This window comes from Microvirga sp. GN3 (genome assembly GCF_055792825.1).
This window is the reverse complement of the sequence record NZ_JBVVAK010000030.1, coordinates 1-25,220: the sequence shown is the minus strand read 5'-3', so window position 1 is coordinate 25,220 and position 25,220 is coordinate 1. Positions and strand designations below refer to the sequence as shown.

The 25,220-nt window shown below is 60.7% G+C and carries 22 protein-coding genes; 9 read left to right on the top strand and 13 right to left on the bottom strand.

Features of this window, described 5'->3' with window-relative positions:
• Positions 1–21: 21 nt before the first annotated feature.
• The 8 genes from ACS5Q1_RS16180 to ACS5Q1_RS16145 all read right to left on the bottom strand — a co-directional run bounded on the left by ACS5Q1_RS16180 (position 22) and on the right by ACS5Q1_RS16145 (position 8,997).
• Entirely contained in the window at positions 22–1,215 is a 1,194-nt protein-coding gene (locus tag ACS5Q1_RS16180; RefSeq protein WP_473099181.1) for a mandelate racemase/muconate lactonizing enzyme family protein, read from the bottom strand.
• 6 nt (positions 1,216–1,221) lie between these two features.
• Positions 1,222–2,133: a dihydrodipicolinate synthase family protein gene (locus ACS5Q1_RS16175; RefSeq protein ID WP_473099180.1), complete on the bottom strand. Its 912-nt coding sequence runs from the start codon at positions 2,131–2,133 to the stop codon at positions 1,222–1,224.
• A complete protein-coding gene (locus ACS5Q1_RS16170; RefSeq protein ID WP_473099179.1) occupies positions 2,130–2,966 on the bottom strand; it encodes a carbohydrate ABC transporter permease in 837 nt (278 codons plus the stop codon). Before ACS5Q1_RS16170 ends, ACS5Q1_RS16175 begins: the two co-directional genes overlap by 4 nt.
• A gap of 1 nt (position 2,967) precedes the next feature.
• Positions 2,968–3,909, bottom strand: coding sequence for a carbohydrate ABC transporter permease (locus ACS5Q1_RS16165; RefSeq protein ID WP_473099178.1), 942 nt, complete (start codon positions 3,907–3,909; stop codon positions 2,968–2,970).
• 74 nt (positions 3,910–3,983) lie between these two features.
• A complete protein-coding gene (locus ACS5Q1_RS16160; RefSeq protein WP_473099177.1) occupies positions 3,984–5,270 on the bottom strand; it encodes an extracellular solute-binding protein in 1,287 nt (428 codons plus the stop codon).
• Positions 5,271–5,338: 68 nt separating this feature from the next.
• On the bottom strand, positions 5,339–6,145 hold the full coding sequence (locus ACS5Q1_RS16155) for an SDR family NAD(P)-dependent oxidoreductase (RefSeq protein ID WP_473099176.1): 807 nt from the start codon (positions 6,143–6,145) through the stop codon (positions 5,339–5,341).
• On the bottom strand, positions 6,142–7,239 hold the full coding sequence (locus ACS5Q1_RS16150; RefSeq protein WP_473099175.1) for an ABC transporter ATP-binding protein: 1,098 nt from the start codon (positions 7,237–7,239) through the stop codon (positions 6,142–6,144). The genes ACS5Q1_RS16155 and ACS5Q1_RS16150 overlap by 4 nt, the downstream gene beginning before the upstream one ends.
• Before the next feature lie 27 nt (positions 7,240–7,266).
• Complete coding sequence (locus ACS5Q1_RS16145; protein ID WP_473099174.1) at positions 7,267–8,997, bottom strand: SMP-30/gluconolactonase/LRE family protein; 1,731 nt, start codon at positions 8,995–8,997, stop codon at positions 7,267–7,269.
• A 114-nt stretch (positions 8,998–9,111) separates the two neighbouring features.
• Between ACS5Q1_RS16145 and ACS5Q1_RS16140 the strand changes: the two genes are divergently transcribed.
• Together ACS5Q1_RS16140 and ACS5Q1_RS16135 are read left to right on the top strand one after the other, a co-directional pair.
• Positions 9,112–10,263, top strand: coding sequence for a mandelate racemase/muconate lactonizing enzyme family protein (locus tag ACS5Q1_RS16140; RefSeq protein ID WP_473099173.1), 1,152 nt, complete (start codon positions 9,112–9,114; stop codon positions 10,261–10,263).
• 11 nt (positions 10,264–10,274) lie between these two features.
• Positions 10,275–11,159: a 2-dehydro-3-deoxygalactonokinase gene (locus ACS5Q1_RS16135; protein ID WP_473099172.1), complete on the top strand. Its 885-nt coding sequence runs from the start codon at positions 10,275–10,277 to the stop codon at positions 11,157–11,159.
• Positions 11,160–11,207: 48 nt separating this feature from the next.
• On the opposite strand, the gene ACS5Q1_RS16130 is transcribed toward ACS5Q1_RS16135, so the two are convergent.
• Positions 11,208–12,440, bottom strand: coding sequence for a glycoside hydrolase (locus ACS5Q1_RS16130; RefSeq protein ID WP_473099171.1), 1,233 nt, complete (start codon positions 12,438–12,440; stop codon positions 11,208–11,210).
• A 20-nt stretch (positions 12,441–12,460) separates the two neighbouring features.
• Positions 12,461–13,774: a family 1 glycosylhydrolase gene (locus ACS5Q1_RS16125; RefSeq protein ID WP_473099170.1), complete on the bottom strand. Its 1,314-nt coding sequence runs from the start codon at positions 13,772–13,774 to the stop codon at positions 12,461–12,463.
• 206 nt (positions 13,775–13,980) lie between these two features.
• On the opposite strand from ACS5Q1_RS16125, the gene ACS5Q1_RS16120 reads away from it, so the two are divergent.
• The 3 genes from ACS5Q1_RS16120 (at position 13,981) to ACS5Q1_RS16110 (ending at position 17,278) form a co-directional block, all read left to right on the top strand.
• A complete protein-coding gene (locus ACS5Q1_RS16120) occupies positions 13,981–15,855 on the top strand; it encodes a glycoside hydrolase family 2 protein (protein ID WP_473099169.1) in 1,875 nt (624 codons plus the stop codon).
• 150 nt (positions 15,856–16,005) lie between these two features.
• Positions 16,006–16,848 (top strand): TIGR02587 family membrane protein, encoded by an 843-nt coding sequence (locus tag ACS5Q1_RS16115; RefSeq protein WP_473099168.1) that lies wholly within the window; start codon positions 16,006–16,008, stop codon positions 16,846–16,848.
• 7 nt (positions 16,849–16,855) lie between these two features.
• A complete protein-coding gene (locus ACS5Q1_RS16110) occupies positions 16,856–17,278 on the top strand; it encodes a hypothetical protein (protein ID WP_473099167.1) in 423 nt (140 codons plus the stop codon).
• Positions 17,279–17,635: 357 nt separating this feature from the next.
• Here ACS5Q1_RS16110 and ACS5Q1_RS16105 read toward each other — a convergent pair whose 3' ends face one another.
• From ACS5Q1_RS16105 to ACS5Q1_RS16095, 3 genes are all read right to left on the bottom strand, one after another.
• Positions 17,636–18,871: an NAD(P)/FAD-dependent oxidoreductase gene (locus ACS5Q1_RS16105; protein WP_473099166.1), complete on the bottom strand. Its 1,236-nt coding sequence runs from the start codon at positions 18,869–18,871 to the stop codon at positions 17,636–17,638.
• 42 nt (positions 18,872–18,913) lie between these two features.
• Positions 18,914–19,930 (bottom strand): 4-hydroxyproline epimerase, encoded by a 1,017-nt coding sequence (locus ACS5Q1_RS16100; RefSeq protein ID WP_473099165.1) that lies wholly within the window; start codon positions 19,928–19,930, stop codon positions 18,914–18,916.
• A 79-nt stretch (positions 19,931–20,009) separates the two neighbouring features.
• The gene (locus tag ACS5Q1_RS16095) at positions 20,010–20,936 is read right to left on the bottom strand and encodes a dihydrodipicolinate synthase family protein (RefSeq protein WP_473099164.1); all 927 of its coding nucleotides are present in this window, start codon (positions 20,934–20,936) and stop codon (positions 20,010–20,012) included.
• A gap of 128 nt (positions 20,937–21,064) precedes the next feature.
• Between ACS5Q1_RS16095 and ACS5Q1_RS16090 the strand changes: the two genes are divergently transcribed.
• From ACS5Q1_RS16090 to ACS5Q1_RS16075, 4 genes are all read left to right on the top strand, one after another.
• Positions 21,065–21,766: a GntR family transcriptional regulator gene (locus ACS5Q1_RS16090; RefSeq protein ID WP_473099163.1), complete on the top strand. Its 702-nt coding sequence runs from the start codon at positions 21,065–21,067 to the stop codon at positions 21,764–21,766.
• Positions 21,767–22,067: 301 nt separating this feature from the next.
• Positions 22,068–23,492: a sensor histidine kinase gene (locus ACS5Q1_RS16085; protein WP_473099162.1), complete on the top strand. Its 1,425-nt coding sequence runs from the start codon at positions 22,068–22,070 to the stop codon at positions 23,490–23,492.
• A complete protein-coding gene (locus tag ACS5Q1_RS16080) occupies positions 23,467–24,150 on the top strand; it encodes a response regulator (protein ID WP_473099161.1) in 684 nt (227 codons plus the stop codon). The genes ACS5Q1_RS16085 and ACS5Q1_RS16080 overlap by 26 nt, the downstream gene beginning before the upstream one ends.
• 268 nt (positions 24,151–24,418) lie before the next feature.
• Positions 24,419–25,084: a LuxR C-terminal-related transcriptional regulator gene (locus ACS5Q1_RS16075; protein WP_473099160.1), complete on the top strand. Its 666-nt coding sequence runs from the start codon at positions 24,419–24,421 to the stop codon at positions 25,082–25,084.
• Positions 25,085–25,220 lie beyond the last annotated feature (136 nt).

Here is a 25,220-nt window from a genome sequence, read left to right as displayed (position 1 = left end):
AGCCAACCGCGTCCCGCGCTATCAACGGACGGTGCGTCCCTCCGCAACGACGAAGTTGAACAGCTCGTCCCTGGGCTCGACGCCGAGGCCGGCTCCTGTCGGCACGGTGTAATGTCCCTCTGCGCAGCCCATATCGCCGTCCGTGAAAGCAAAATTGCGATCAAAGACGGAGTGTTGGTACTCGTGATAGGGAACGCGCTGAAGGGCTGACGACGTCACAAGGCTTGCCGCCATGAAGATGCCGACGCTGATCGAGGCGTGTGGAATCGTGTTGATGTGGAAGGTCTGTGCCATTCGGCCGATCTGGATGAATTCGGTGATGCCGGTATGGCCGATCTCGGGCTGGATCACGCCCATGCAGCGGGCTTCCAACCTTGGGCGGTATTCATAGACCGTCCGCCATTCCTCGCCGAGCGCGAGAGGCACGCCGATGCTTCGCGCCACCCGCGTCTGTCCTTCCAGGTCTTCCGGCTGGCACGGCGCTTCGGCGAAGTAGAGGTTCGAGGCCTCAAGGCGCCGGATGAGGCGCACCGCCTCGGAGGCTTCGAATTTCCAATGCAGATCGACCATGAGGTCGATGTCGGGACCGACCGCCTCACGCAGGGCCAGCATCTCCTTTACGATGCCTTCGTCGGACACGACGGCCGCGAACTTGATGCCGCGATAGCCCTTTGCCACCCACTCGACGGCAAGGTCGCAGCGTTCCTGCAGAGTGGCACGAGGCAACCCCGACACATAGGCCGGGATCGTGGAATGCCGCCGCCCGCCGAGTAGCGTGGAGACCGAAACGCCAAGGTTCTTGCCGGCGAGATCCCAGAGCGCGATGTCGACACCGGCGAGAGCATCCACGTAGTATCCGCCAAAGAACCCGCGCACCCGCATGAGGTCGTAAAGATCCTCATGGATCACCACCGCATCGCCGGGATCGCGCCCGATGATGACGGGTCCGAGGACATCATCGATGATGGCCTTCGTCGCCTCAGGTGCCACGATGCCGTAGCACTCGCCCCAGCCGACGCGCCCGCTCTCGCCGGTGACCTTGATGAGCAGGGTCATGTCCGCGGAGGGATAGATCGTGCGGTTGCCCTTGCGCACGAGATAGCCACGCTCGTTGATGCGCTCTCCCTCCTTCAAGGGCCCGAGATAGGGCACCTCGCGCGGGATCGAGATGATGAAGGTTTCGACCTTGACGATGGAATCGACGGGATGGCCCATGAGCGATCAGACCGGACGGTGGTGCTTGTAGGGAAGCACCGCCTCTTGGAGAAGAAGTGACAGTTCGGCGCGATCTCCCTCGTCGAATTTGGGGCCCTTGCAACGGACGAACGTGTTCCGGATCACACCGCGGCGCCGCAGGACCTCTTTTGTCATGTGCATTCGGAAGATCGCCTGGAAGTTCAGAAGAGGAAGCGAAGCAGAATAGAGTTTTCGTGCCGTTGCGACGTCACCCTCGCGCCAGGATTTCATCATCATGGCATGAATGTCGGCGAGCTCGCAGGCCGGCATGGTGCCGGCCGCACCGCGCGCCATCTCGTCCATCGCGTAGCGCCCCCCGGCTCCTCCGAAGATCGCATCGACGGAATCCTTCGCCGCGTTCTTGATGCGCGTGAGGTGCTGGCCGCAGGGAGGCGTCTCTTCCTTGATGTAGCGGATCATGTCGACAGCGGAGGCCACGGCCGCCACCTCCTCCGGCGTCAATCCGGCGCCGATGGGCTTGGGCTGGTTCTGCAGCATGATCGGCACGCCGGCCCCGGCGGCAACCTGCTGGAAATATTCGATCTGTGCCTCAACTGAATTGCCGAGATGTCCGGGCGCCATCACCATCGCCGCGGCCGCGCCGATTTCGGCCGCGTGGGCGACATGGCGGGCGGCGATAGCCGGATCGGGATCGCTCGCGCCGATGATGATCGGAACGCGACCGCTGATTTCACGGGCGAGAAGGTTGACCTGGCTCCGCCTCTCCTCCTCGCTTAAGGTATCCACCTCGCTCGCCACACCGGGATAGACGACCCCGTCGACAGCGCTCTCGAGAGCGAACCGGATGATGGCCAGGAAGTCGGTTTCATCGATGGCCCCATTGGAGCGGAACGGGGTCGGAAGAACCGGAAATGCACCGGAAAGCGAGGTCGTCATTTAACAGCTCCTGCTGTAACGCCTTGAATGAAATATCGCTGGAGGAAGAGGAACGCAGCCACGATCGGGGCCGATGCTAGAAGGGATGCTGCCATGGCGCCACCCCAATCCGAATTGACCTCGTTCAGATAGGTGAGCAGCAGGCCAGGACCGATGGTGCGCTTGTCGTCGGACACGATGAGTGTCATCGAATAGAGCAGGTCGTTCCACGACCACATGAACGAGTAGAGAAAAACCGTGACGATCGGCGGGATCGAGATCGGGATCACGATCGTGTGGAAGATGCGCAGATCGCTCGCGCCATCCGCCCGCGCGGCCTCGATCAGCTCGTCCGGCACCTGCGAGAAATAGCTGTAGAGCATGTAGGTCGAGACCGGCAAGGCAAAGACGATGTAGCTAAGGATCAGCCCGGGACGGGTATCCAGGAGGCCGATTTCGCTCATGAGCGGATAGATGCTGATCAGGAGTAGTCCAAACGGAAACATCTGCGCCGAGAGCATGAAGAGCATCACGGGCTGGCGGCCCGCGAAACGGTATTTGGCGAAGCTGTAGCCGGCATAGAGTGCCAGAAGCGTGTTGAGCGCCGCGCTCGATCCCGATGCGATCAGACTGTTGACCAGATACATCGGCAGCTTTCCGGTCGTCAGTGCGGTGATGAAATGCGTCAGCGTCGGCGCGAGCGGAAACGGCGACGGGACGATGCTGTAGAGCTCGGCGTTCGATTTCACCGAGGAGATCACGAGCCAATAGAGGGGGAAGAACAGGAAGAGGCCGATCAGCGCGAGAAGCAGACCGAAGACCACCTTGGAGATTGTGCTGGAGAGATCGAACATGTCAGGCGCCTTTCACCAGCATGCGCAGGTACAGGAAGGCCGGCGGCAGCAGGGTCGCCACCCAGAGCACGCCGATGGCGGAGGCGAAACCGACATCCCATTGTTCGAAGGCACGGCGATAGACCTCCACCGAGAGAACGGCCGTCGCGCGGACCGGACCGCCGCCGGTCAGGGCATAGATCGTATCGAATTGCTGCAGGTTGCCGATGACGCCGAGCACCACGACGACAATCAGGACCGGGCGCAGATGCGGCAGCACATGATCGCGCAGGATCGCCCAGTTATTGGCTCCGTCGACCCGCGCCGCATCGACCTGTTCGCGGTCCATGTTCTGCAGCCCGGCGAGGAAGAACGCCATGAAGAGCGGGATCGACAGCCAGATCTTGGTGATGATCACCGCAACCATGGCGCCGGTCGAGGTGGAAAGCCAGGCCTGTGGCATGTCGATGAAGCCGAGTTCCATGAGGAACGCATTCAACACCCCATAGCGGCTGTTGAAGATCCAGCCCCAGATGAAAGCACTCACGGTGCTCGGCAGAACCCAGGGGAGAAGCGACATGGAGCGCAGCAATCCCCGGCCGCGGAACGGCTGGTTCAGGATCAGCGCCCAGCCGAGACCGAGGATAAGCGTCCCGGTCGTCGTGAAGAACACATAGATGGCCGTGGTGACGAAAGCCTGCCACACATCCGGCGTCGCGGCGATCTTGGCGAAATTTCCCAGGCCGTAGAATCGCGGCGCCGGTGTCTCGAGCGTGTACTCGAAGAGGGAGAGCGCCAGCGCCTGCAGGAACGGGTAGAGAATGACGAGGCCGAAGGCGATTGCCGCCGGAAGCAGAAGCAGCATGCCGATCCGGCGCTGTCCGGCTTTCAGCCCGCCACGGACGGCATGCGGCGAAACTTTGGCCGGTGCAGGAGCTGATGTGATCTCGGCGGCAAGACTCATGGGATCATCACATGCAATGCAAGATGCAGGAAGGTTCGGCCGGCTGTACGTTCTCGAACAGCCGGCCGATGAAATCAGTTCTGCTTGTTGACGTTCGCCATCGACGTCTCGAGGCGCTTCTGCATCGCCTGGATCGCATCGTCGACGCTCTTCTGGCCGAGCAGCGCGCCCTGCGCCTCCTCGCCGATGATCTGCGTCAACTCGGCGGCGTTCGGCCAGATGCCAACTTCGTTGCGGCGCGGGTTGCCCGCTGCCTTGGCCCAGGCCGTCAGATATGCGTCTCCGGTCACCTTCGGATTGGCGCGCGCGGACTTCGTCACCGGCAGTGCGCTCTGCTCCAGCGGGAACGTGGCCTGTGCCGCGTCAGAAGTGAGGTAGGTGATGAACTGGCTCGCCGGCGCGTCAGCCTTCGCCTTTCCGTCGGCCGAGAACTGAACCAGCAGATGACCCCATTGGATGGAAGCAGGCTCCTTTCCAGCAACCGCTACCGGCGTCGCCAGCGGCAGAACATTGGCATCAAAAGCCGGTCCCTGGCCGGAGAAGCTGCGCAGGTGCGTCCTGGCCTGAGGCGCGTCGAAGAAGAAGGCTGAAGCGTTTTGGGCCACGAGACGACGGGCATCGGGGCGGTCGATCTCGGGCGCTGCAAGACGATCCTTCATCAGGCCGACCATGAAGCCGAGTGCCTGCTTGCCGGCATCGCCATTGCCGATCTTCACCTTGCCTTGCTCGTCGATGATTTCACCGCCGAAGGTCCAGGTCCAGATCATGAAGTCGAGCAGGATCGAGCCGTTGTTCTTGGTCGCCATGGTGTAAGGAACCGAATTCGGCACCTTATCGCGAACGGCGACCAGAGCGTTCCGGAATTCCTCGATGGTCGTCGGTGTCTTTGTGACGCCCGCCTTCTCCAGCACCGCCTTGTTGGCGATGAGGCCGATGGAGCCGGAGATGAGCGGCAGCGCATACTGCTTGGAGCCGATCTGCCCCATGGCAAGGGCGTCAGGCGCGAACATCGCAGCCAGCTTGTCCTTGCCATAGACCTCGTTCAGATCGACGAGACCGGCGACATTGGCGAAGCTCGGGAGCCAGCGTTCCGACAATTGGGCAACGCCCGGCAGGGTCTTGGAGCGGGCGCGCAGGAAAATGTTTTTCTGCATATCGCCCCAGGCATAACCCAACGGCTCGACCGTGAGCTTGGTCTGTGCCTCAAAGCCTTTGAGCAATGCTTCAACGGAGGGCTTGGCGGCCTCTTCCGCGTAACTGAAGCTCATGAAGCTGACATCGGCGGCTTTCGCAGCTTGGCCCGACAGGCCGAGCCCTGCTGCCAGCATCGCGACGGATGCGATCGACTTGAATTGTTTCATTGTTCTTCCTCCCGATATGGAGCAAACCCCATATTCCTGCGCACATGTTTCTTTGAGGCGGTTGCGCGCTAGACCACCCCTCCGTCGACGATGAATGTCTGCGCGGTCACGAGACGTGAGTCGTCGGCAGCAAGCCAGAGGGCCATCCGGGCGATGTCCGGAGGCAGAAGATGTTCCTTGAGGCATTGCACCTCGAGATATTCAGCGAACTTTCCCTGATAGATGCGCTTCGCCCGCTCGACCTGGCGCTCGGTGAGAACCCAGCCGGGAGCGATGGAATTGACGCGGATGTTGCGCTCGCCGACTTCCCGCGCGAGCGACTTCGTCATGCCCATGACGGCGGATTTCGCCGTCGTATAGAAGATGAGCCCGGCGGCTCCGCGCATCCAGGAGATCGACCCCATGTTGATGATGGACCCGCCCCCGGCTTGAGCCATGTCGCCGATCACCGCCTGAGCGGCGAAGAACTGATGGCGCAGGTTCGTCTGGAAGCGTTCGTCCCAGTATTCGGGCGTCACGTCCTCAAGCGGCATCCGGTCGTCATTGCCGGCATTGTTGACCAGAACCCGGACCGTCCCGATCTGCTCGGAGAGAGAACTGATGGCGGAGCGAAGCGCCCCGATGTCGCGCAGATCCACCGCCTCAAAATGCGGCCGGTTGCCGGTCGCCACCTCGATGCGTCGCGCCGTCTCGTCCGCGTAATCCGCATTCAGTTCGATGAAGCCGACATGGGCGCCTTGCGCGCAAAAGTGCTCGACCAGGGACGCGCCGATTCCGGACCCGCCGCCCGTGATCAGAACACCCTTCCCTTTCAGGCTCGGATAAACGGCGCCCTCTACCGTTACACGCGGGACGAGTTCGGGATGAATGCTCATGCCGCATTCCTCGCCATCGGCTTTGCGGAAACCAGCGTCCGCCCATCGGCCGAGAACACATGCACCGCGTCCGGATTGATCGAGACGCCCACAGGCTCACCTTGGCGGATCGGCCGCTCGCCGTCGAGGCGCACGACGATCATCTCTTCCGTGCCCTCGAGCGCCACATAGGCATAAGTATCGCTGCCGAGATGCTCGGTCATGACGATCTTTCCGTCCAGGTCATTGCCGGTTCCGGGCGCGCAGAGTTCCAGATGCTCGGGACGCACGCCGATCTCAGCAGGCGCCTCAGGCGGAAGCGTGTTCAGGGAAACGAGTCCGCCGTGCACCCTCACCCGGCCGCCTTCAAGACGCTGCCCTTTCACGGACAGGAAGTTCATGCGCGGACTTCCGATGAAGCCTGCGACGAAGCGATTGACCGGAGCGTTGTAAAGATCGAGCGGCGAGCCGATCTGCTCGACTTGGCCCGCATTGAGTACGACGATCTTGTCAGCGAGTGTCATAGCCTCGATTTGATCGTGCGTGACATAGATCATCGTAGTGCCGAGCCGCTCCTTCATGCGCGCGATCTCGATGCGCATCTCGACCCGGAGCGCCGCATCGAGATTCGACAGAGGCTCGTCGAACAGGAAGATCTTCGGTTCGCGCACGATGGCCCGACCGATGGCGACGCGCTGGCGCTGACCGCCCGACAATTGGCGCGGCTTGCGATCCACATAATCGGAGATCCGCAGCACCTTGGTCGCCGCCTCGACCCGACGGCGAATCTCTTCGCGCGGCGTGCCCGCCAGCTTCAGTGCATAGCCCATGTTGTCGGCAACGGACATATGCGGGTAGAGCGCATAGGACTGGAATACCATGGCGATGCCGCGCTTGGCCGGGGGCACGTCGTTCACTACCTGATCGTCGATCGTCATCTGGCCCGATGTGATCTCGTCGAGCCCGCAGATCAGACGCAGCAGCGTGGATTTTCCGCAGCCCGACGGACCGACGAAGGCGGTGAACTCACCATCCTCGACGGTCAGGTCGATTCCCTTCAGCACATCGACATTGCCGAATGATTTTCGGATCTGATGGAGCTCTAATCTAGCCATGTTGATTGCGCACCCTTGCGATATCTGTCATCCGCCGAAGACGTTTTCGGGCAATCCCTTTATTCCGGTCTCAATCGCAAAGACGCTGCCCGACAGGGGAGCATCGGCGATCTGTGCAGCGGACAACCGGATGCGTGCGGAAGTGACGAACAGCGTCTGCAGGCCCGCGCCGCCGAACACGCAGCTTGTCGGACGCGGCACCGGCAGGTTGATGACACGCTCCACACGCCCGTCCGGGTCATAGCGTGTGACGCACCAGCCATCCCAATGCGCGCTCCACACGAAGCCTTCAGCATCGATGGTCAGGCCGTCCGGCTTTCCCTCGCCTTCCGGCACGGTCACGAAAACGCGCCGGTTCTCGATGGCGCCCGTCTCGCTGTCGAAGTCGTAGACGTAAATCGTCTGCTTCGCGGTGTCGGTGAAATAGAAGAGGCGATCGTCGGGGCTCCAGCCCAGACCGTTCGAGACGTGGAAGCCCCGGTCCATCTGGTGAACTTGGCCCTCCGGATCGAGACGCCAGAGCAAGCCTTGGCCAGGCGTCGTGTCGATGGCGAGCGTCCCGGCCCAGAGCCGGCCGCGACGGTCGCACTTTCCATCATTGAAGCGATTGCCGGGGCGGTTGATTTCCGGCCGTGCGAGCACGGTACTCTCGTTCTTCACCGGATCGATTGCCCGCACCTCGCTCTGCATGCCGGCGATGAAGCCTCCACCTTTACGCGGAATGAGGAAACTCGTGAGCTCCGGCATCGCCCAGGAGCGATAGGAACCCTTCACGGGATCGCCAACACAGACGGATGGCGCAAGAATATCGACGAAATAGAGCTGCTGGTCTTGAGCAGACCAATGCGGCCCCTCGCCCAGGAAGAGGCTGGCGGGAATGGCGCAGCGCACATCGTTCCGGTCGGCGCCAAGAGGTCGCGGATTGATATTCAGCGACATCGCCACCTCGCCAATATTGCCTGAGATTCGGCGCGCCGCCTCGATGACATCGCGCCCGAGGGCATGAAGGCGCTCGGGTGGCAGCCGGAAAGACGGGCCGATGACGCCGATGGCGCCGAGGGGCTTGGCCTCGTGATCCAGAATGGGCGCGGCCACGGAGCTGATGCCGACATTCTGCTCGTCAATGGAAACCGCATAGCCGCGGGCCTTGGTGAGATCGAGCTGGCTGATCAGTTCGTTGAAATCCGCGATGGTATGAGGCGTCAGCCGTTTCAGCTCCGCTTCGCCCAGGAGCCTGCGCCGCATCTCGAGTGAAAGATGAGCCAGGATCGCCTTGCCAAGACCACTGGCATAAGGCTTCGCTCGGCTACCAACGCCATTGCTCAGGCGCACCGGCTGCGGCGCCTCACGCTGATCGATGTAGAGAATCTCATCGCCGTCGAGGATGCCAAGCCGCACCGTCTCGCCGGTGAGGTCCCGCAACCGCTCCAGTTCGGGTTCGGCCGCGCCGCGCAGGTCGAAATCGTCCCAGACCCGATGCGCCCACTGAAACAGGCGCGACCCGAGGCGATAGGTCTGATCCCGGCTGTCGAGCTTCAGGAGCCGTTCGTCGACAAGGGCCTGGAGGATGCGATGCAATGTGCCCTTGGGCATGCCAGACCCTTCGAGCAGGTCCGTGAACCGGGGAGGCGCGGCTGCTGAGGCGACAAGCTCGAGGAGATGGACCCCCCGTGTGAGCGCCTGCACGCCGGGAACCGGCCCGGAAGCACCGACCTCGGCCTCATCGTCGATTTTCAGCTCGGCCTGCATGCGTCCCATCAAAGCTCCGTCGAAAGGATGAGCCGGCTGCCCAATTGACCCTTCAGGATGGCTCCGATTATGTTGGAACTCAGTTCCAAGTCAACCCGCCTTTCGTTGAAGAGGCTTCTCGCGATGAAAATCACCGCCATTCACCACACCCTCGTACGGGTGCCGTTCACGGAAGATATCCTGTGGGGATCGGGCCGGAGGATCGGGACGACGCGGCTCATCTGCCGGATCGAAACGGATGCCGGGATTGTCGGGTGGGGCGAGACGATCTCGCTGATCGCGGCCGTGCCGGCGGTCTTCTCCGACATCGTCGCCAAGGTGGGACTGGGCTATTCCGTGGCCGACGTGGAGCGGCTGCACCGGCACGTTCTCGGCGCCGGCTACTACCACCACAAGAGAGCGGCCGTCATGGCGATCGCCGCGCTCGAGATGGCCATGTGGGACGCTTTGGGGAAACAGGCCAAGCTTCCTCTGTCGAGCCTCTGGGGCGGGCGCTGGCGCAAGGATGTGGAAGCCGCCGCCTATCTCTTCACCAAGGATACGAAGCAGTTGAAGGAGCGGATCGGGAGGTTTCTCGATGCCGGCTATGAGACCTTCAAGATCAAGATCGGCTTCGATGAGCCGAGCGACATCCTGCTGGCGGAAGCCTCCCGCGAGGCCATCGGCGCGCGCGCCTTGCGGCTCGATGTGAACGGCGCTTGGACGCCCGGCACCGCCAAGCGGCAACTGGAGAAGCTGCTCGCCTTCGATCCGGCCTATGTGGAGCAGCCTCTGGAACTCGACGATCTGGCGGGCCACGCGCTCCTGCGCCGGTCCACGTCGGTCCCGATCGCTCTCGATGAGAGCGCCTATACCCTATCCGACATCGGCAACATCGTGCGCGCCGATGCGGCGGATGTGGTGCTGCTCGATCCGCATGAGGAAGGCGGGTTGTGGCAGACGATCAAGGCCGCCGCCATCTGCGAGGCGGTCGGCATTCCTGTCACTCTGCATTCCGGCGCGGAGCTCGCCCTGTCGCAGGCTGCCTATATTCACCTCGCGGCGTCGATTCCCAATATGAGTCTCGCCATCGATACGGAGCGGGCCTATCTCGGCGGCGATATCTCGCCCGCGCCTCCCGCCATGCTGTCCGGACGCTTTCAGGTTCCCGATGCCCCCGGCCTCGGCGTCGAGGTCGATGAGGATCTCGTTCAGCGCTATGCGGTCGACGGCATCGTCGGCGCCTATCTCGACAGCGAGCGGCAGGATTGGTTCCCCGTCAAGCCGGCCTATTAAGGGAGCTTCGCGTGTTCCTCGCCATCGAATGGACTTCGGCTGCCTTCCATGCCTACCTCTTCGCTCATGACGGAACCCTTCTCGGAGAGCGGCAGGAGGCGAAAGGCGTCAACCATGTCACCGACGGCGGATTTGAGGCCGCGCTGCGCGCAATCGTCGGAGATTGGGCGGCAGAGGCGAGCCGCATCTATCTCGCCGGCATGATCACCAGCCGCAATGGCTGGGTCGAGACGCCCTATGCAGAAACACCCGCTTCGCTGAACGACATCGCGGCGCGGGCAATCGTCAAACAGATCGACGGCCTGCAGCCTCTCGTCTTTCTTCCCGGCGTCTCGGTACGCACGCCCCTCCCCGACATGATGCGCGGGGAAGAGCTCAAGGTCTTTGGCGCGATGGGCCAGAATAGCGGTCTTGTCGCCCTCCCCGGCGCCCACACCAAATGGGTTGCCGTCAAGGATGGCCGCATCGAGCAATTCGCCACCTATATGTCGGGTGAAATCGCATCGCTGCTCAAATCGAATTCGCTCGTCAGCAAGCTCATTCCCGCGCAATCGGCCGACAACCCGGAGGCGTTCCTGCGTGGCGTCAGGCTTAGCCAGGATCGTCGCATCGGCGGCAGCATCCTGCGGCGCATCTTCTCAGCGCGCAGCCTGGTTCTGTTCGAGGAACTGCCTCCTGCCGATATCAGCGATTATCTCTCCGGCCTGCTGATCGGCGCGGAAATCAAAGAGGCGATCGAGGAGTACGGCTCATCGGACAGGAATGTCACGCTGATCGGCACGCCAGTGCTGTGCCAGCGCTACAGCCTCGCCCTTCGCGAGGCGGGAATGACATCGGTTTTAGCCGATAACGCCGCTCTCGCGGGCTTTCGCGCGCTTTGCTTGAGTCATTTCTGAACTAGGGTCGGCCTCAGCCATATCGGTATTGGTTGCAGCGAAAGTCCTTCACTCAGCTGCAACCGGACCAGCCATCCTCCCTGCGGTTCTCTTCGACTGGAACGAGGTTTTCCGCTGATCGGAACGAGAGACCATCCTGTGATGGAGCTCGTCCACATGGCGCACGGATTGCAGAGCTTCGAGCATTGGCTCGCAGATCAATCGCTCGCCGCAGGGCTCGCGATGGCAGACCGGGTCCCAAAGACCCATCGGCGTCCAGATCTCCGGATCGTGCCATTCCGGCATGCCTAAGATCGGATAGAGGCATACGCCGCGTATTGGCACGCCATCTAGAAGCAGTTCCTCCGATTCCTGCGCCACCTCCCACAGCCAGCGGCCGCGGCTGTCGCCGATGTGGCTGGTTTCCGTGATCATCACTTCGCCGCCATAGCGCTCCCACACCGAGCGAACGAGTGCGCTCAAGGGCCAGCGGCGCGGATCGTCATCCCCCAGCGGCGGGATCACGCCATCTTCCCGCACCGCGCCGCCGAACTCCCATTGGTTGGTCCAGTAATAGTTGATGCCCACGATGTCCAAGTGCTCCCGGCTGCCGCCAAGCTCCGGCAACAGGCGACCGCAGAGCATGTCCCAGCTCTGGAAAACGAGGCGCTCGTTGAAGTCTCGCACTTCTTCCTCAAGTTCCGGACGGTCGAAGGGGCTAGCCACGCGGCACAGGGGATCAACATTCACCATGCGCGCGCCTGTGCAGGCCGCCCACAAGGCGTTGATACCTTCAATGGCCGCCCGCGCAAGCGCCACCTTGAGGTCCCAGCCGCGCCCCGTGACATGCGGTGCGAACAGGCCCTTCTCGCCGGCTGCGTAAGCCATAAACGAGGGCTCGTTCACCGGCGTGAAAGCGCAGGTGCCTTCCGTGCGCTGTGCAATGTAGCGGCCGACGGCATAGCAATAATCGGCAAATCGCTTGGGAAAATCCTCGCTCCACAGGTCGAGACCCCGCGGATAGCCGTAGTGAAAGAGATCCCAGATGACTTCCACATGATAGCGCCGCGCCGCCTCAACGAAGGGCTCGACCGTGGAGAAGTCGTAGCGTCCGCGCCCGAGATCCACCAAGGGCCAGCGGATGGTTTCGCGCGCCGCGTGAATGTCGAGCTCGGCGAGTTGCCGGTAATCCTCATTGACCGTCTTGTCATGACCCGTTGCGACCACCTGGTCGAACCAATGACCATGCCGATTGTAGCCTGTGGATCCCTCGAAACCGGCCAGAAAGAAGCTTCTGAACATCCCGCTCTCCCCATTTCGCTTTATAGGCTTGCCGCAGCACGGGACGGCATTTCGGCGAGCCTGCCGATGCTCTCGGTCCCGCTTCGCACCAAGCTCTGATAAATGTCGACGGCCGGAGTTCGCACCCGCCGCAGCGGATCGGCCTCGTCCGGGACGATGTCCCACAGCCCCATCTGAGCCAGATGATCCGTCACGGGGCGACGGCCCTGGCGGTAGGCCCAGGTGACAAGGGCGAACATCGGCCACCAGGTATATCCCACCAGTGGAATTCCCTCTTCACGTAGCTGCCGTGTGGCCGCGACCGATGCATCAAGCCAATCGAGCCGACGGCGGAGGGAGCCGATCGAGGCCGTCTCCGAGATCATGAGCGGCGCCTGGTAGCGCTCGTGATAGAGCCGCCCGAGACGGGTGATGAGATCGGCGCCGGCATAGGGCATGCGGATCCGAAAACGCCCTCCGGCATCCCGCAGCAGCTTCTTCTGCGTGAACATCGGATAGAGGTTCATGCCGATGACCGGAAGCGCCACGGCATTGTCGAGAAAGTAAGCGAGATCGGCTTCCCGCGCGCCGTTCTTCAACAGCCAAGACCAGAGCGAATGGCGCTCGTCGATCCGTCCCGAGACGAGATCCAACGCGAGAAAAACGATGTCCTGACGGCGCCGGGCCTCGTCCTCGAAAGCGGGATCGTCGGTATCGAATAGATCGGTGGCATCGACAAAGTATGGGACAATCTCCGGATCGACGTTCTCCAACGCCTTGACGGTTTCCACCATGCCCTTTGCGATGGCCAGCATCAGCGCCACGAAGCCGGGCCAGCTGCGCCGGAATGGCGGCCACCAGCCGAGGCGCCCGCAATACCAGCCCGTGATGCGCGGCTCGTTGAGCGGGGTGTACCAGGTGATCCGCCCACGAAAACGCTCAGCGAGGCGCGCTGCATAATCGGAGACGAGCTTTGGATAGTCGGGATGAAGAAAGGCGCCTTCGATCCAGGACGGCAATCCGTAATGGACGAGGTCGACCTGAGGGTCGACGCCGAGATCGAGCAGGCGCTCCAGCGTCTCGTCGGGAAAGGTCCAGTCCCAAGTGCTCGGCGTCGGCTGGATCCGGTGCCATGGCACGCCGTAGCGGGCGCAGAGAACGCCGAGTTCGGCCACGAGACCGAGATCGTCATGCCAGCGGTCGTAATGGCCCGTCAGCTCATACTCGTCGAGGGTGCGCCCTGTGACCGGGTGCGGAGCCGTGATGAAGGTGTCCTCGATTCCGGTGGACCACCAGAAGGCTTCGGGTGCTGTCAATCGGTGGAGTTGAGATCGAGGCGGGAGCGGTCGGGTCATGCCGTGGCCATCTCTTGAGCGTCAGTGCTTCCACTGCAGCACAGCGATTAGGCCGCAGGCGAACCTCGGCCGTCATGGGATCCAGGGTAGGAAACGGCTCACATCGGAGAAAGTTGCACCTGATCCGCCGCTTGAGAACATCCCTTGCCCTCGCGCGTTGGTCGGCGAAGAGCCGTCTGGCTTCACGCCAGACAAGGAGACGAGACATGGCCGAAACGATCTCCCCTGTGGATCTCCATCCCCGCCCGCAGCTGCGCCGCGAACGCTGGATCGATCTGTGCGGCCCCTGGGGCTTTGCTTTCGACGATGAGGATCGAGGGTTTGCCGAACGCTGGTTCGAGCGGACAGAGCCCTTCACTCGCGAGATCCTGGTGCCCTTTGCCCCCGAGAGTAAATTGTCCGGCGTGCACGAAACAGGCTTTCATCCGGTCGTCTGGTACCGGCGTGAGGTGGGGGTAGATGAGGCGGATCGTCGGGAACGGCTTCTCATCCATTTCGGCGCCGTCGATTACAAGGCCACCATCTGGGTCAACGGTCGCATGGCGGTCGAGCACACAGGCGGACAGACGCCTTTTTCGGGCGACATCACCCCTCTGCTCGTTCCGGGCACAACCCAGGTGATCGTGGTTCGCGCCGAGGACGAACCACGCGACCTGCAGCAGCCGCGGGGCAAGCAGTACTGGGAGGAGCAGCCCGGCTATATCTGGTATCACCGCACCACCGGCATCTGGCAGCCGGTCTGGCTGGAACCCGTTCCCAGGGTTGCCATTGCCGAGCTGCGCTGGACGCCCGATGTCGACCGCCTCGGCGCCGGGCTCGTCCTCCGGCTCGACCGCGCGCCTCCCGCTGGCTGGCGCGCGAGGGTGCAACTGACGGGCGACCGGCCCGCACGCACTCTCATCGACGACACCTATCTGATCTCCGGCCGTGAGCTGCGGCGCGACCTTCTTCTCGACATCAACGATGCGGCGATCCGCCGACGCCGCACATTGCTCTGGGCCCCGGAACATCCCAACCTCATCGAGGCCGTAATCGAGCTGATCGACGGGAATGGCACCATTGTCGACCGCGTTGAAAGCTATTTCGGCCTGCGCCGTGTTGAGGCCCGCGACGGGCGCTTCATCATCAACGGCATTCCGACTTTCCTGCGTCTCGTCCTGGCGCAGAACTACTGGCCGGATTCGCTCCTGACCGCCCCGGATGCGGATGCCCTCAAGCGCGAGGTGGAGCGGGCGCAATCGCTCGGTTTCAACGGGATCCGCATTCATCAGAAGATGGAGGATCCGCGCTTTCTGTACTGGTGCGACCGGCTCGGCATGCTCGTCTGGAGCGAAGCCGCCAATGCCTATGTGTACTCGGATCGTGCCGCCGAAATGCTGACCCGCGAGTGGCTTGAAGCGGTCCGGCGGGACTACAACCATCCTTCGATCATCACCTGGGTACCCTTGAACGAAAGCTGGGGTGTCCCGGACCTGGATCGGTCAAGGCAGCAGCGTGACTTCGTGCAGGCGCTCTATCACCTCACCCGTGCGCTCGACCCGACGCGGCCCGTGATCAGCAATGATGGATGGCAGCATGCGGTGGGCGACATCTTCGGCGTGCATGATTATGCGCCGACCGGCGACATGTTGCGGGAGCGTTACGCCGACCGGGAGACCATCGCGCGCACGTTTCGCGAAGTGCGTCCGCATCACCATCCGCTTTTGGGCGAAGGCGTCGAGATCGACGACGAGCCCATCGTGATCAGCGAGTTCGGCGGGCTTGGCTTCGTGCCGCAGGCCAGCGAGGACTGGTTCGGCTACGGTCAGTTCGCCAACCCCGATGAATTGCTCACACGCTATGAGGAACTCGTCGATGCACTGCTTGCCTCCACCGCGCTCGCGGGCTTCTGCTACACGCAGCTTACCGATACGGCCCAGGAGACCAACGGCCTTCTGACCGTCAACCGCGAGCCGAAGTTCGACCTCGAGCGTCTGCGTGCCGTCAACAGCCGCCCATCGAAGGCGGTGCCGAGTGAGATCCTCGATGTGATGATCAAACAGGAGGTCGAGCGCCGCCGCCGTGAGCGCGGGCAGGAATAGCACGTCCCCGCCGCGACGACGGGCGAGCGGACATGACAAGCTCCAGCTTCCGCCGGTAGCGCGGGCTGCTTTGGAACCTTGTCTCAGCACGCGAGTTTTCCTCGCACGGCCAAGCTTCGTTCATGGCGAAGTCCGCCGCAGGTTGCTGAGATGGTGCACGAAGAGAGCGTTCCGGAGACGAATAAAGACTATGCCATTGGCCTGGGTCGCGCCTTTGGCGGAGCTGTCATCTTTGCCATTCCGCTCCTGATGACCATGGAGATGTGGTGGCTGGGGTTCTCGATGGAGCCTGTTCGGCTGCTCCTGTTCATGAGCATCAATTTCGCCATCCTGATCGGCTTGTCCTACTTCGCAGGCTTCGAGAAGACCTTCAGCTGGAAGGAGGACGCGATGGATGCCTTTGCAGCCTTCGGGGTCGGCGTCCTCACCTCGGCGGCCATGCTCGCTCTCCTGGCGGTGATCACCCTCGACATGACGTGGAACGAGATCGTCGGCAAGGTGGCCCTGCAGAGCGTGCCGGCGAGCATCGGGGCCATGCTCGGGCGCAAGCAGCTTGGGGGCGGACAGGACATCCAAGCCGAAGAGGAGCGCAAAGCGGAAGCCGGATACGGTGGAGAGCTTTTCCTGATGCTGGCAGGCGCCCTGTTCCTGGCATTCAATGTGGCGCCGACGGAGGAAATGATCCTGATCGCCTACCAGATGTCCCCTTGGCACACCTTGGCGCTCGGCGCCCTCTCCATCATTCTATTGCACGTGCTTGTCTACACAGTCGGGTTCTCCGGTCAGGAGAGCCGGCTGGAGGGTGGTACGTTTCTGTCCACTTTCTTCCACTTCACGTTGGCCGGATACGGCATTGCCCTGCTCATCAGCTTTTATGTGCTCTGGACCTTTGGCCGCACGGAGGGGGTGGCACCGACGGAGATCGCGAACATGGTTGTGGTACTCGGGTTCCCGGCTTCGCTCGGCGCCGCAACAGCCCGACTGGTGATATGAGGCGGCGATGGAACAGAACAGAGCAATCGAGAACGAAAGTCGCTCCGGCTCCGGGAATCATATCCCCTGGCTCGAATGGCTCGCATCAGGCTTAGGTTTTCTCTTGGCGCTCTGCGTCTTCGGCTTCATCGGGTGGCAGGCACTGCACGATGCGACCTCTTCACCGGCGATCACGGTTGCAGCAACGGAGACAAGCCAGGTTGCGGGCGGCTACCGCGTCATATTCGAGGCCCGCAACGTCGGCGGCGCGGCGGCAGCGCAGGTACGGATCGAGGGGACTATCTCAGGCGGTAGTGGCCCTGAGACCAGCAGCGTGATCCTCGACTACATTCCTGGCCACTCGGCACGAAAGGGCGGGCTGTTCTTCACCCAGAACCCGCAGTCAGGGCATCATCTTTCGTTACGGGCGGCAGGATTCGCCAAGCCCTGAAGCGTGCCAGTCGCGTTTCATGCCGGAACCTCCTGTCGCGCTGATGATTGCCCCTTGAAAGGTAACGTTTTCCACCTCATCAGCGGAGTGCCGTCTGAATGCCCATTCCTCTGCCGAACCAGCCTTATCCGGAGCCGACACCGGCCGATCCCAATCCGGCGCCTGTGAGCCCCCCGACGCCGCCTGAATCACCTCAGCCTGAGCCTGTCGGGGTGCCTCCGACAACCCCTGGCGACATTCCACCGCCGGGCGAACCGGTCGGAGTGCCACCCACGTCACCGCCGGAGATCCCTGTAACGCCGACAATGCCTCAGCCTACGGCATAATGCGTGTCAGGAGAGGATCCCGGGGCGAGTTTCAAAAGCGCTGCGCCGAATACGGCTTGAGATCGATCTCGCCGGTCCTTCCATCGATCAGGTCTGCGATGAGCCGCGATGTCATGGCGGCCTGGGTCAATCCATGATGGCCATGGCCAAATGCGTAGACCACACGGCTATCATCCCGAGCTGAACCGATTACCGGCAAGGAATCTGGAATGGATGGGCGAAAGCCCATCCAGCGCCTTGCCTCCTGATCGGCATCGAAGTCGGGCAGGAAGCGCTTCAAGCGGGCAATCATCGCGGATGTGCGCTCACGATTGGGCTTGGCCTCCAGCCCCGCGAACTCAACCGCCCCTCCAACCCTGTCGCCGGCATCGAGAGGCGTGGTGACGAAGCCCTCACCCTCGAACATGATCGGTCGATTGAGGCCGAACGCCCCCTTGGGATAGGTCGCGTTATAGCCGCGCTCGGTGTCGAGAGGAATTCGATCGCCCAACAGCTTCGCAAGCGGCCGTGACCATATGCCCGCTGCGATGACGACCCTGTCAGCTATGACAGCATTCGCGGCACTATCCGTATGGACATGGACGCCACCATCTTTCGGCTCCACTGCCACCGCGCGTGCTGCTCTGTGCTGCGCTCCCCGTTCGAGAGCAAGCCTCAAAAGATCGGACGCCAAGTAGGCCGGATCGGAGATGTGGCACGCCTCCGGGTAGAGCACACCAGCCTCGACGTTGTGGAGTGCTGGCTCCAGCTTCGCGAGATCGTTTCTGCTGAGAATGTCGACACCGATGCCGAGATCGCGCTGGCGATCGAGGATGTCTTTCGTCCGTTCAAAGGCATCCTGATGCTTCCATACGGAGAGGATTCCCTTCTCTCGCAGATGATCGCTCAAATTCAACGACGACAATAATTTCTTCCAAGCCGGCAGAGCCTCCGCATTCATAGCGCGGATCGCGGCCATACTGGTCTTGATCCGCGCAGGAGATGATGCCAGCACGAAGCGGATGAGCCAGGGCGCCAAAGTGGGCAGATAGGCAGGCCTGATGGTGAGAGGCCCCAGCGGATCCATCAGCCAGTTTGGAAGATTTCGCCAGACCTTGGGAGATGCCAGCGGCATGATGTCGGTATGAGCAATCCAGCCGGCATTGCCATCCGTGGGGCGCGCCGTCTGGTCGCCCGGTTCGATGAGAATAACCTGATGTCCTCTGTCGAGGAGGGCATGTGCGGCCGCGAGGCCGACGATTCCAGCACCGACAATCGCGATCCGCATCGTGCATCCTGTTTGAAGGTATCAGGTTACTGCTGATTACGCTTAATTCGTCCGATCTACGACCTGAAAACCCTGCGCGAAGGGATCGCGGTCGTCGATGATGATCGTGTTGAAGCCTGTCACCCGCGCCCATCCCTCGATCGACGGAATGATGGCATCGCGATTGCCGACCTTCGCCCGCCCCTCGATCCGTCCGACGAAGGTCGAGCCGATGATGCTCTCATGAACGAATTCATCGCCCTCTTTCAGCTCGCCGCGATCCGCAAGATGAGCCATGCGAGCCGAAGTTCCCGTACCGCAGGGTGAACGGTCGATAGCCTTGTCGCCATAGAACACGGCATTGCGGGCCGTACCCACCTTGGTCTGCGCGCGTCCCGTCCACAGAACATGGGTCAGGCGATTGATGTCCGGATTCTCCGGATGGGCGATCCGATAGCGCGCGTTGAAGGCCTCCCGCAGCTTCGGGCTCCAGCGCAGAATGTCTGAGGGGTTGATATCCGACAGGTCGGAATAGAGCTGTTGCGGCTCCACGATGGCATAGAAGTTGCCGCCATAGGCGACATCCACGGTCAGGTGTCCGAGCCCCTCGACTTCAACCTCGTAGCCCGTTCCATACAGGAAGGAGGGAATGTTGGTGATGCGGACCCGCTCGATGAAGGGGCCGTTCTGCTCATATCGAGCCTCGACGACACCGGCCGGCGTATCGAGACGCAGGAGACCTGGTGTCTTCGGATGGATCAGGCCGTTCTCGAGAGCGATGGTGACGGTGCCGATCGTCCCGTGCCCGCACATCGGAAGACAGCCGGATGTCTCGATGAACAGAATTCCGACATCGCAATCGAGACGCGTCGGCGGATAAAGGATCGAACCAGACATCATGTCGTGTCCACGGGGCTCGAACATCAAGCCGGTGCGGATCCAATCGTATTCCGCCAGAAAATGCTGACGGCGCTCGAACATCGTCTCCCCCTTCAATTGGGGAATGCTGCCACCGGACACCACACGAACCGGATTCCCGCAGGTGTGACCGTCGATGCAAAAGAAGGTATGACGCGCCATCGCTTCACTCGCTGATCAGAGATATTGCCAACTATCACGAAAAGGGCGAAGGACCTCATGATCCTTCGCCGTAAGCGCATCAGGCGGCGGACTTCAAGCCGACGTCGGGAAGAACCGGGCGGTTCTTCAGGGCCTTGTCCATAACCGCCTCCACCTCGGCACGCTCCTGGGCATTGAGAGCAAGACGCGGAGGACGCGTCAACTCCGACCCGCGGCCCATGATGGCCTCGCACAGCTTGATGCATTGCACGAGATCGGGCCGGGCATCGAGGTGCAGCAGGGGCATGAACCATTCATAGAGCGTCCTCGCCTCCTCGTAGCGTCCTGCCTTTGCCAGACGGAACAGGGTCTCGCCTTCCTGGGGAAACGCGTTCGACATGCCGGAGACCCAGCCGGCAGCGCCAAGCATCACGCTTTCGACGACGACATCGTCAAGGCCCGCGAACAGAACGAAGCGGTCGCCGACCATGTTCTTCGTATCGGTGAAGCGGCGCGTATCACCTGACGAATCCTTGAAGCAGACGATCGTTTCGCAATCCGCGAGCGAAGCCAGAATATCGGGCGTCACGTCGTTCTTGTAGATAGGGGGATTGTTATAGACCATCACCGGCAGATCTGTGGCCTTGGCAACGCCGCGAAAATGCGCGGCGGTCTCATGCGGCTTCGAGGAATAGACCAGAGCCGGCATGACCATGACGCCGTCGAGCCCGACTCGCTCGGCCTCCTTAGCAACCTCGGATGCGAAGGCTGTCGTGAACTCGGCGATACCGGCGATCACCGGCACACGGCCACGGGAGACATCCTTCGCGGTCTCCATGACTGCCACCTTTTCCGAACGGCTCAGAGACGTGTTTTCCCCGACCGTTCCGCAGACGATCAACCCGGAGACGCCGTCCCGGATCAACCCGTCGATCACCTTGGCCGTAGCCTCGATGTCCAAGTCATAATTCGACTTGAACTGGGTGGTTACCGCAGGAAAGACCCCTTCCCATCCGATTCTAGCCATGCCGCCATTCTCCCACACTGGACATTGATGGGCATTATTGTAGATTGTATAAAATCTACCTTGTCAAGCCAAACTCCTGGGATGCTGCTATAGAGGTGGACCTTCCAAGTTCAGTGATTGCCCAACCCATGACGCTCGAAACCAAGCCAGCCGCCAGACCAGCGCAGAAGTCTCTTCAGCATCGGACGATTGCGGCTGCGGTGGCGGAAAACCTGCGGCAACGAATTCTGGACGGCGACTTCAAGGCAGGATTTCCACTGCGGCAGGACGCTCTGGCGGGCGAGTTCGGGGTGAGCCGCATCCCGGTTCGAGAAGCCCTGATGCAGCTCGAAGCGGAGGGGCTCGTCAAGATTCATCCCCACCGGGGTGCCATCGTCTCCGAGCTCTCGACGGACGAGGTGCAGGAGCTTTTTGAACTCAGGGCGCTGCTTGAACCGCGCCTCCTCAAAGCATCCGCCCGGCATCTGACCCCAAATGACTACGAGAAACTCAATCGGATCCTTCAGGAATACAGTGCGGAACTCCGGGCTCACCATGTCAGGCGCTGGGGCGAGCTGAATACGGAGTTTCATACGCTTCTGTACTCTCACGCCAAGCAACCCCGCACATTGGCGATCGTCGCCAACCTCCTTCAGGAATGCGATCGGCATACCCGGCTTCAACTCTCTCTGACGGATGGCATGAAGCGGGCTGAGGCCGAGCATGCCGAGCTATTGAGTCTCTGCGAGAGTGGACAGATCACGGCTGCCTGTTCTCTGTTAAAGACGCATATCGAGGACGTCGGCAAGTCCTTGCGGGTCTATATCGAAAATCATCAGAGAGCTGACTGAGCATGATCATTGTTGACCATGAGGGCTCATGCTCGCTTCATTTAACTATGGGATGCCGTTCTCACCGGGAATGAGCTCGCCGTAGAAATCTGTCCGGACCAGGAGACATTGGCTAAGTCTTTGACATTGCTTGTCTTCATCTCGCTTCTCGCACAACTCGCAATCGCAGACCAAACCACCTGAGAACCGCTACCTCTTCGGGATAGTATTTACCCAATAGGGACTCCGGACCTACTTTGGAAAGCCTCTAGGTCCCAACCTCGCCAAGAAGGCTACGGTCCAGGGGTGGGGGATCGTCGCTGTGTCTGCTTCTTATCATGTAGAGCTTGGTACGCTCTTGGGACCGATGCCAAGAAAGAGAAGAAGTCTTGCAGGACAATTTCTTCTCGTTGCATTCGCCGTCATGCTGATGGGCATGCTCGCCATGGGTACTCTCGTGTCATGGCAGATCGAGAGGAGCGTTGCCGAAGTTAAAGGCATATCCACAGCGCTCTATGTCAACACCATTTTCGCTCCGCTTCTGCAAGATCTTGCAACAGGCGACGTCCTTTCTGAACACAATGCTCGCCGCCTGAACCAAGCGATGGAAAAACCGGATCTCCAGGCGAGTATCACCTCGATCCGCGTCTGGAAACATGATGGACTTATCGTGCATGGTTCAGAGCCGGCGCTCATAGGAAAGAGATTTCCGCTGGACCCTCATTCCAGACGTGCCTGGGCTGGAGCGGTTGTGGCAGACTTCGATGGCACATTCGACGATGATGAAGTCACAGAACCTTTTACCGGCATACCCGTACTCAAAGTCTTTGCACCGATCCGAGATTTCGAAAGCGGCAATGTCATTGCCGTCGTCGAATTTCGTGAGCGTGCGGAAGCGTTGAACTCGGAACTGATCGCATCGGAATGGAAAACATGGCTCTCGACCGCTCTGATCACTTTGAACATGATGGGATGCTTATTCGTCATCGTCGCCAATGGAAGCAAAACGATTGATCGACAGCGCGAAGCGCTGAGAGAGCGTGTTTCCCAACTTTCAGAACTGTTGCGTCAGAATCGGGTTCTGCAAGGACGCATCGAGCGTGCGGCACAGAACGCCACGGAGGACAACGAGCGCCTTATGCGGCGAATGGGCTACGATCTCCACGATGGTGTCGCTCAACTGATCAGCCTCGCACTTCTGCGGTTGGACCGCGTAAAGGGCTCAAAGAGCGATCGAGACAATCTGCAGAAAATTCAAAAAGCCCTTTTGGATGCGCTCAACGATACCCGCAACATTTGCAAAGGTCTTCTCCTGCCGGAGATTCAAACTCTGACACTTAAGGAGGCGCTGCTGTTCATCGTCCGTCAGCACGAACGCAGAACAGGAACAACGATCACCTGTATGATTGCAGACCTTCCGGACCAAGCGCCGCAATTCGTGAAGATCGCCTTGTGCCGGTATATCCAGGAAAGCCTCAACAATGCTTTCAAGCACGCAGATGGCCATGAGCAACAAGTCGAAGTCAACTGGGATGGAGCGACCGTGACTGTCGAAGTGGCAGACAAAGGGCCAGGTATACGCGAATCGAGCGGAACCAAGGGCGAGCCTCGTTTAGGGTTGGCCGGTCTACGGGATCGAATTGAGAGTATCGGAGGGGCTTTGAGCATCAAGAGCACGCCGGGTGATGGAACGCGCATCAGAGCATCTCTGCCTCTGATGGATGCTGGGGGGACGGATGCAGCATAAGATTCGGGTCGCGGTCATCGACGATCATCCCCTCTACAGAGACGGAGTGGTCTTCGCGCTCGAGTCAGAACATGACATCGAGGTTGTCGGCCAAGGAGAAACAGCCCTTGAGGCTCTTCAAATCGCTCAGGACCATGCCCCCGACGTTCTCCTCCTCGACATGAACATGCCAGGAGGCGGCGTCAATGCCGTCGCCAAAGTGGCACAAAGTTGTCCTTCAACGAAAGCTCTCATGCTGACGGTCGTCGATGACGAGCATGAAGTGCGCGATGCCTTGAGAAAAGGGGCCAAAGGCTACCTCATAAAGGGAACCGGCAGCTTGGAGCTTGTGAATGCCATACGCTTGGTCAACGCCGGGCAGAATTACGTATCGCCCAGCTTCGCTGCACAACTCTTCATGTCGAGGGGATCCGACGAAAACACCTCTTCGGAGACAGCGAGGCATTTTCCTGAGCTCTCAGATCGAGAAGAACAGATCTTGATGCTCATTCATCAGGGGCTCAGCAATCGGCTGATCGGGGACGAACTCGGACTGACCGAAAAAACCATCAAAGGTTACGTGACCGCCGTGATGGAGAAACTTCATGTGCGCAATCGCGTGGAGGCCGCGATAGTGGCGGCGGAACGGCTGTCTGAGAGGAGGCTATCTCTGAAGTGACGCAGTGGACAAGCCCTTGTTCCCGACTGAGATGGACACGCACATCGAGTTGCCTTTTGGTATTTTTGGAAGGCAAATATTCCTTACCCACTTGGGGATAACACGCAAGGGCATGTAAGATACTATTCTCTCACTTCATAGATATTGCTGAATCCAAATTGAACTCAGTATCCTGAGATCCTGACGAAGTTCAATGAGCTCATTATTGAACAGATGAATATTTGCTGCACCTGTAAGCGGCAAGCGAGATTGGAACTGGGGGGCTCCAATGACAGGCAGAATTCGCGTTGGAGTGATCGATAAACATCCTCTCTTTCGGGATGGTGTCATCCTAGCCTTGAATTCTCAACCGGACATCGAAGTTGTTGGCCAAGGCGCAACGGTTTGGGATGCAATAGAGATTGTTAACAAGAGCCGACCGGATGCGATTGTACTCGATTCCAGTACGCTCGATTGCAGCATGGGGGCTGTGGAGTCGATCCTCCAGCAACATCCTACGATCCGTATCCTAATCCTTGCCGTTGTGGCGGGCGAAGAGCACGTCTACACTGCTTTAAAGCGCGGTGTACGTGGCTATTTGCTGAAGGGCGCCAGCAGCACGGAACTGATACAAACGGTGCGGGTGTTGAACCAGGGACAAAGCTTCATCTCACCAAGTCTTGCGGCCAAACTGCTTATGAAATCCGATACGGGTAGCGTCAGCGAAGCACGGGAACCAGGTTCTCTCCCACACCTGACTCCTCGCGAACAACAGATCTTGTCGATCCTGGTTCAAGGTCGCAGCAATAAGGAGATCGGCAACAAGCTTGATCTAAGCGAGAAGACGATCAAGCATCATCTGACCAACATTTTGCAGAAACTGCGCGTCCGCAATCGGGTGGAAGCGGCCCTCGTTGCATCCAATCATCTTCCACAAAGCCTGATGGCTTCCTGATAAGGCACACTGATTAAAGCGTTTTTGGTTTCAGTGTAGGACATAGCCGGCGTGCCTGATCCAGCCTTTGGCATCGTTTGCGGTGATGGTGTCGAGGGCTGGTTTGAGTTCGGCTTCCAAGGCTTCGAGAGTGCGT

Bases quoted from the DNA above. Each gene is read 5' to 3' on its own strand.
- ACS5Q1_RS16130 (WP_473099171.1), bottom strand. From the start codon at position 12,440: ATGTTCAGAAGCTTCTTTCTGGCCGGTTTCGAGGGATCCACAGGCTAC.
- ACS5Q1_RS16175 (WP_473099180.1), bottom strand. From the start codon at position 2,133: ATGACGACCTCGCTTTCCGGTGCATTTCCGGTTCTTCCGACCCCGTTC.
- ACS5Q1_RS16120 (WP_473099169.1), top strand. From the start codon at position 13,981: ATGGCCGAAACGATCTCCCCTGTGGATCTCCATCCCCGCCCGCAGCTG.
- ACS5Q1_RS16180 (WP_473099181.1), bottom strand. From the start codon at position 1,215: ATGGGCCATCCCGTCGATTCCATCGTCAAGGTCGAAACCTTCATCATC.
- ACS5Q1_RS16170 (WP_473099179.1), bottom strand. From the start codon at position 2,966: ATGTTCGATCTCTCCAGCACAATCTCCAAGGTGGTCTTCGGTCTGCTT.
- ACS5Q1_RS16145 (WP_473099174.1), bottom strand. From the start codon at position 8,997: ATGGGACGCATGCAGGCCGAGCTGAAAATCGACGATGAGGCCGAGGTC.
- ACS5Q1_RS16095 (WP_473099164.1), bottom strand. From the start codon at position 20,936: ATGGCTAGAATCGGATGGGAAGGGGTCTTTCCTGCGGTAACCACCCAG.
- ACS5Q1_RS16165 (WP_473099178.1), bottom strand. From the start codon at position 3,909: ATGAGTCTTGCCGCCGAGATCACATCAGCTCCTGCACCGGCCAAAGTT.
- ACS5Q1_RS16115 (WP_473099168.1), top strand. From the start codon at position 16,006: ATGGTGCACGAAGAGAGCGTTCCGGAGACGAATAAAGACTATGCCATT.
- ACS5Q1_RS16140 (WP_473099173.1), top strand. From the start codon at position 9,112: ATGAAAATCACCGCCATTCACCACACCCTCGTACGGGTGCCGTTCACG.
- ACS5Q1_RS16125 (WP_473099170.1), bottom strand. From the start codon at position 13,774: ATGACCCGACCGCTCCCGCCTCGATCTCAACTCCACCGATTGACAGCA.
- ACS5Q1_RS16105 (WP_473099166.1), bottom strand. From the start codon at position 18,871: ATGCGGATCGCGATTGTCGGTGCTGGAATCGTCGGCCTCGCGGCCGCA.
- ACS5Q1_RS16155 (WP_473099176.1), bottom strand. From the start codon at position 6,145: ATGAGCATTCATCCCGAACTCGTCCCGCGTGTAACGGTAGAGGGCGCC.
- ACS5Q1_RS16110 (WP_473099167.1), top strand. From the start codon at position 16,856: ATGGAACAGAACAGAGCAATCGAGAACGAAAGTCGCTCCGGCTCCGGG.
- ACS5Q1_RS16090 (WP_473099163.1), top strand. From the start codon at position 21,065: ATGACGCTCGAAACCAAGCCAGCCGCCAGACCAGCGCAGAAGTCTCTT.
- ACS5Q1_RS16160 (WP_473099177.1), bottom strand. From the start codon at position 5,270: ATGAAACAATTCAAGTCGATCGCATCCGTCGCGATGCTGGCAGCAGGG.
- ACS5Q1_RS16080 (WP_473099161.1), top strand. From the start codon at position 23,467: ATGCTGGGGGGACGGATGCAGCATAAGATTCGGGTCGCGGTCATCGAC.
- ACS5Q1_RS16150 (WP_473099175.1), bottom strand. From the start codon at position 7,239: ATGGCTAGATTAGAGCTCCATCAGATCCGAAAATCATTCGGCAATGTC.
- ACS5Q1_RS16100 (WP_473099165.1), bottom strand. From the start codon at position 19,930: ATGGCGCGTCATACCTTCTTTTGCATCGACGGTCACACCTGCGGGAAT.
- ACS5Q1_RS16075 (WP_473099160.1), top strand. From the start codon at position 24,419: ATGACAGGCAGAATTCGCGTTGGAGTGATCGATAAACATCCTCTCTTT.